The 5,023-nt window shown below is 65.7% G+C and carries 5 protein-coding genes and 1 pseudogene; 4 read left to right on the forward strand and 2 right to left on the reverse strand.

The window, feature by feature from the left end:
* Positions 1-195, reverse strand: a 195-nt coding sequence (locus AC1D2K_RS29725; protein WP_478093408.1) for a tRNA-dependent cyclodipeptide synthase, incomplete at its 3' end; no start/stop codon positions are given.
* 109 nt (positions 196-304) lie between these two features.
* On the opposite strand from AC1D2K_RS29725, the gene AC1D2K_RS29730 reads away from it, so the two are divergent.
* Entirely contained in the window at positions 305-1,168 is an 864-nt protein-coding gene (locus AC1D2K_RS29730; protein ID WP_478093410.1) for a helix-turn-helix domain-containing protein, read from the forward strand.
* 37 nt (positions 1,169-1,205) lie between these two features.
* On the opposite strand, the pseudogene AC1D2K_RS29735 reads toward AC1D2K_RS29730, so the two are convergent.
* A pseudogene (locus AC1D2K_RS29735) lies at positions 1,206-1,289 on the reverse strand (4Fe-4S dicluster domain-containing protein); the annotation flags it as partial.
* A 396-nt stretch (positions 1,290-1,685) separates the two neighbouring features.
* On the opposite strand from AC1D2K_RS29735, the gene AC1D2K_RS29740 reads away from it, so the two are divergent.
* The 3 genes from AC1D2K_RS29740 to AC1D2K_RS29750 all read left to right on the forward strand — a co-directional run.
* A complete protein-coding gene (locus AC1D2K_RS29740; RefSeq protein ID WP_478093412.1) occupies positions 1,686-1,823 on the forward strand; it encodes a hypothetical protein in 138 nt (45 codons plus the stop codon).
* A gap of 90 nt (positions 1,824-1,913) precedes the next feature.
* Complete coding sequence (locus AC1D2K_RS29745; RefSeq protein ID WP_478093414.1) at positions 1,914-2,615, forward strand: AfsR/SARP family transcriptional regulator; 702 nt, start codon at positions 1,914-1,916, stop codon at positions 2,613-2,615.
* Positions 2,616-2,852: 237 nt separating this feature from the next.
* Positions 2,853-5,023, forward strand: a 2,171-nt coding sequence (locus AC1D2K_RS29750) for a hypothetical protein (protein WP_478093415.1), incomplete at its 3' end; no start/stop codon positions are given.

The raw sequence follows: 5,023 nt of genomic DNA on the forward strand, positions 1-5,023 counted from the left end.
ATCGACAAGCGACTCAACGTACTCAGGCGAGAACCGCGAGTTGAACGGGCTGATACCGATGAGTAGATGCTCTCTTCGCGCAACGAGCGCTTTGCAGTTCTCGGTCTCCCCCTTCAGCTCGAATTCTTCGTTCTCAAAGTGCCGATCAATCGCTGATACCGCTCGGCTGCGGCTGGTGTTGTGCCGAAGGCTCACTTTGCTCCCCTCCCCGATTCTTTGACTCTCGATCGCTTGACGCGAAACTTGACTCTAGCTAACGAAGTTATGATTGAATTGCGATAAGAAATCAATTTCTGTTGAATTCATGGCACGCACGCGATCGCCCGACCAGAGCGTTCCTCCGCTCGATCCGCACCCGTTCACACCGACGAGGCAGCAGCCCGTGCGCGTCAAGTCGCGGCTCTTGCGCGCTCACACGAAGGTGCTTCCGCATCAGCATCACTGGGCACAGATGGTTTTTTCGAGTGCTGGCGTCGCGCGTGTCATGACCTCCGAGGCGGCGTACGTGCTGCCGCCTCGGCGCGCAGTCTGGATTCCCGCCAACGTGGAGCACGCGGCGTCGGTCCTGGAGGACGCTGATTTGCACTCCGTCTATGTCTACCAGCCGCGAGGCATCACGGGGCCGTCCATGTCCAGCGCCACCGTGGACCGGGCCTGGAGCAGATGCCGCGTCATCGAGGTGCGACCGCTGCTGCTGGAACTGGTGCATCAGATGGGCGCCGAGGATTCCGACACCGTCGATGTCCAGCGCTATCGAAGCATGTGTGTGCTGGCGCTCAGYGAGATGCGCCGGTCGAAGACCTCGCCGCTCGGGATCGTGCTGCCGGCTGACAGGCGGTTGCGCGCATTCTGCGAATCGTTCCTGGAGGACCCGGCCCGGGACCAATCACTGGGTTCACTGGCAAGCGAGGCGGGTGCCAGCGTCAGCACGATTGCGCGGCTGTTCCGCAAGGAAATAGGAACGAGCTTCGCGAGTTGGCGGCAGCAGGTGCTGCTGGCTCGCGCACTGACGCTCGCAGCGCAGCGAAAGCCCATGTCTCACATCGCGACGGAGCTCGGTTACTCGAGCGCGAGTGCCTTCGCCGCGATGATGACGCGCTTGGTGGGCGTGCCCCCGAGCAAGTTCCTGTCGGTCCGCGACAGCGAGCTTCGCCGGGACCCGGGTTAACCTCGGCGAATGGATCACAGCACCCACTCCGGCCCGATCACATACCGGAGTAGTTCGGGCCCCCACTCCCTTCCGGCGTGACCCACACGATGTTCTGGGTCGGGTCCTTGATGTCGCGCGTGCACACATACGCGCTTCCTATAGCAATCGGCCGAAGAAGCATTCGAGCAGAGACTGTTCGAGCGCCACCAAGGACAACATGAACCGTGTTGAAGTACAGCGTCGGAATCAAGAACTCGATGCGCTTTTGGACTTCACCGCGGCCGTGGACAAGGAACGGCTTTCTCCAGTTCGTAGACTGTCGCGCCTCGGCGATGGTCATTCTCTCGCCCTGAACGAGGTCGAGTGCGCGAGCTGCTCGCCAAGTTGATCGAACGTGGCCAGCAGGAAAGCAGCGAGGTGCTCAGCGGATYAACTGGCGCGACGTCAAGATCGACAGCTTCACCTACGCACTGGCTCAACTGAAGCGCGCGAAGTACGGCGTCATGAGCGAGCAGTTCGACGTCGATCAACACCCATGTTCGACGAAGCGACTGATGCCCACATCGCCGCATTGGCAATTGAACTGGACGACTTGCGTGCGTCGTTCGATCCGCGCACCGTTTTTTTGTCGGCGCATCCAGCGGGGCATAGCATCCCCGGTCGCCTCGCATAGGCCATGCGTGGGATTGCCAAGTGCGAAGTTCAGGGATTAGATACCTGCCGCATTCGTTCAAGCAAAGCGGGTTTGTCGAGGCGAGAGGTAATGGAACAACCCAACGACAACGTGAGGCGCAGAATCGCGATCGTCGGTCGCCTCGGCGTGTACCCGATGATGCGGCTTTCTTTGCCTGGCCGCCGCCTCCTTGCGTATCTGGCGCTTCGCAGGCAACCCGCTCTACGCGGGTTGGCTTCGGCCCAAGTTTGGCCGGATGTGCCGGAGGACGTCGGGCGCGCGAACCTTCGCCGTGCGTTGTGGCATGTGCCGCGGGGCTGGGTGGTGACGATCGGCGACGAACTCGTACTCGATGCGGAATGTGACCTTGAGGAGGCACACCGCATCGCGGCGAATGCGCTGGCTGGCGAGCCCCTGTCGCTTGAGGAGATCGCGCTCCTATCGAGCGACATCCTTCCCGGGTGGCACGAGGAATGGGTTCTGCCGGAGCAAGATGCGTTCCACATGCTGCGTGTGCAGGCGTTGGAGGCGGCCTGTCGCACGATGGTGTCGGCTGGTCGCTATGGCCTGGCCATACAGGCCGGTGYGGCAGCCRTCGCCGCCGAACCGCTTCGCGAATCCGCTGCGGAGGCGCTGATCGATGCGCACCTTGCGCAGCGCAATCGTTACCAAGCGATGCAGTGCTTCCGCATGCTCAAGCAAAAGCTCGACGAAGAACTGGGCGTAGAACCGGATCCCGCGCTGACAGAACGGGTCGCAGGTATCAGCCACTCCAAGCGGCACTCACGCTGACCGTCCGCGCTGCGCGTACATGCGTCGCGTCAACGCGGCACCCGCTCACCTTGGACGAAATGAGGACGCCTGCGCGACGCCCCGGCAACGCCGCGCGGTAACGGCCGCTACGCATCCACCACGACCCGGCCACGCGATCGCGACCCGTCGGCGATGCCGGCGGGATGTTTCCTCGTACGACTACGGACGGCAGATATGGTCGACTTGCGCCATGAGCCACTGGCCCGGAGTCGTGACATGATCGACCAGGAAGTGTACGAACGCGAACGGAGCGTTCAGTCCGAGCAGAACCCCTTCGCCGAGGCGATGCCCGAAGTCGCGGCCACCACGGCGTCGGCCGAGCGCGCCATCTTTTTCAGCGAAGGCGCGACGCCATTCGCCGAAACCGCCAACAACACACTGTCGGAATCCGAATCCGACCGCCTGCTCGCACAGGCATTCGCCGAACTGCGCGACGAGAGCTTCGACGAAGCCATCGCCTACCTCGCCGAAGAGACCGAACAAGCCGTTGCCGACCGCTTCACCGACGAGTCGCCCTACACGGGCGCCGAACGTGAGCGCTACGCCGATTCCCAACTGTCCGCGGTCCGGTTCGAGGCGCAGCAATACCTGGAGTCGCTCGAAGCCGGACTCACCGGCAAGGACATCGAGTCGCTGACCGGCGAGCAGCTCGACGAGGTGCTCGATCGCCTCGACCCGCAGTCCGGCGAGTTGACGCCGGCCGGAGAAGAATTCATCGGCGCGCTGGTGCGCAAGGCGAAGAAGGCGGTCAAGTTCGTCGCCAACGCCGCGGCGACCGTCGGCAAGACCGTGGGCAAGGTCGCCGGTGCGGTGCTCGGGCCGATTCTTCAGAAGCTGCGCGCGCTGATCAATCCATTGCTCAAGCGCGTGCTGTCGATCGCGATCGGCAGGCTTCCGGCGCCGCTGCAGCCGGCCGCGCGGGCGCTGGCGGCGCGCATCACCTCCGAAGCTTCGGAAGACGAAGGCGCCGTCTACACCGGCGCGGTCTCGCCCGCCAACCTGACCGATGTCGAGGCACTGGCCGAATCCTTCGACGCGGCCCTGGCCGAAGCGATGACCGGCGACACGGTGGGCGAATTCGCCGGAGAATCGTACGAGGACCGCGATCGCGATCGCGAAGACAACGCACACGGACGTGAACTCGAACGCCTGGCCGAAGCCCGGGGCGTGCTGATCGACCGCCTGCGCACGGCCCACGACGAGGAAGACCTGGCGCCCGCCGTGGAGCAGTTCGTACCCGCACTGCTCGGCGCGCTGCGCGTGGGCATCAACCTTGTCGGGCGCCCCAAGGTCGTGCGCTTTCTCGCGGGCTATCTGGGGCAACTGATCAAGCGCTGGGTCGGCCCCACCCTGTCAGGCCCGCTGTCGAACGCGATCGTCGATACCGGCCTGCGCCTGGTCGCGCTGGAGGCCGAAGGCGATGCCAATGAAGCGCGCACCGACGAGGCCGCACCGATCGCCCTGGCAAGCGTCGTCGAAGACACCGTGCGACGCCTGGCCGAGAGCGAAGACTACGTCCTCGAGAACGAGGACCTCATGCAGCTCGCCGCCGCGGACGCATTCGGCGAGGCGGTGGCCAGCCATTTCCCGCAGCGCTTCGTGCGGCCCGGCCTGCGCCAGGCGCCCTCGATCGGCGGGACCTTCGTCGCCCGGCGTCCGCGCAGCGTCCGCACGTACCGCAAGTACAGCCGCACGCCGGAAGTGGAGCTCACGGCGCAGATCGCCGACGCGCTGCCGACTTTCGGCGGCACGACGGTGGGCGCCATGCTGCGCGCCGCGGGCGCGTCGTTCCCGATCCGTGCACGCATGCACATCTACCAGTCGGCGACGGGCACCACGCTGCCGCGCATGATCCGCGTCGATCGCGCCAACGGCGGCGGGCGCGGCCGTGCCGCATCGTCGCAGGTGCATCCGTTGACGCCGGAAGCCGCTGGCCTGCTGCTGCGCGAACCCAAACTGGGCGTCGCGGTCGCGCCGGCCTTCCTGCGCTCACGGCACCGCATCGCGGTCGGGCAGCGCTTCTACCTGCTCGAACCCCTCGACACGGCAGGCACGCTGGCCCTGTCCGGCGCCGCGGGCGCGGCGGCCACGCGACTGGCGCCGAGCCGGGCGTGGACGGTCGTCAACCTGCGCCGTTCGAAGATCACCGTCGGGATGTACCTGTCCGAAGCCGAAGCGCAGGCAGTCGCGGAACGCATCCGCCGGGGCCAGGGCAGCGCCGCGTTGCTGCAGGCTCTGACCACGGCGTACAAGGCGGCCTCGCAGCCGACCGCCGCGGCGCCGAACGGGCCCCTGCGCATCGTGCGCGAAGACAGCGAGGATCACGAAGACCTGGCCCCCGCCGGTCCCGCGCTGCCGCCGGCGACCGCCGCATTGCTGCGTCGGCG

This window comes from Variovorax sp. P1_H12_2 (assembly GCF_056405335.1).

Excerpts from the sequence above, each read along its gene's own strand:
- AC1D2K_RS29740 (WP_478093412.1), top strand. The coding sequence starts at position 1,686 with ATGTTCGACGAAGCGACTGATGCCCACATCGCCGCATTGGCAATTGAA.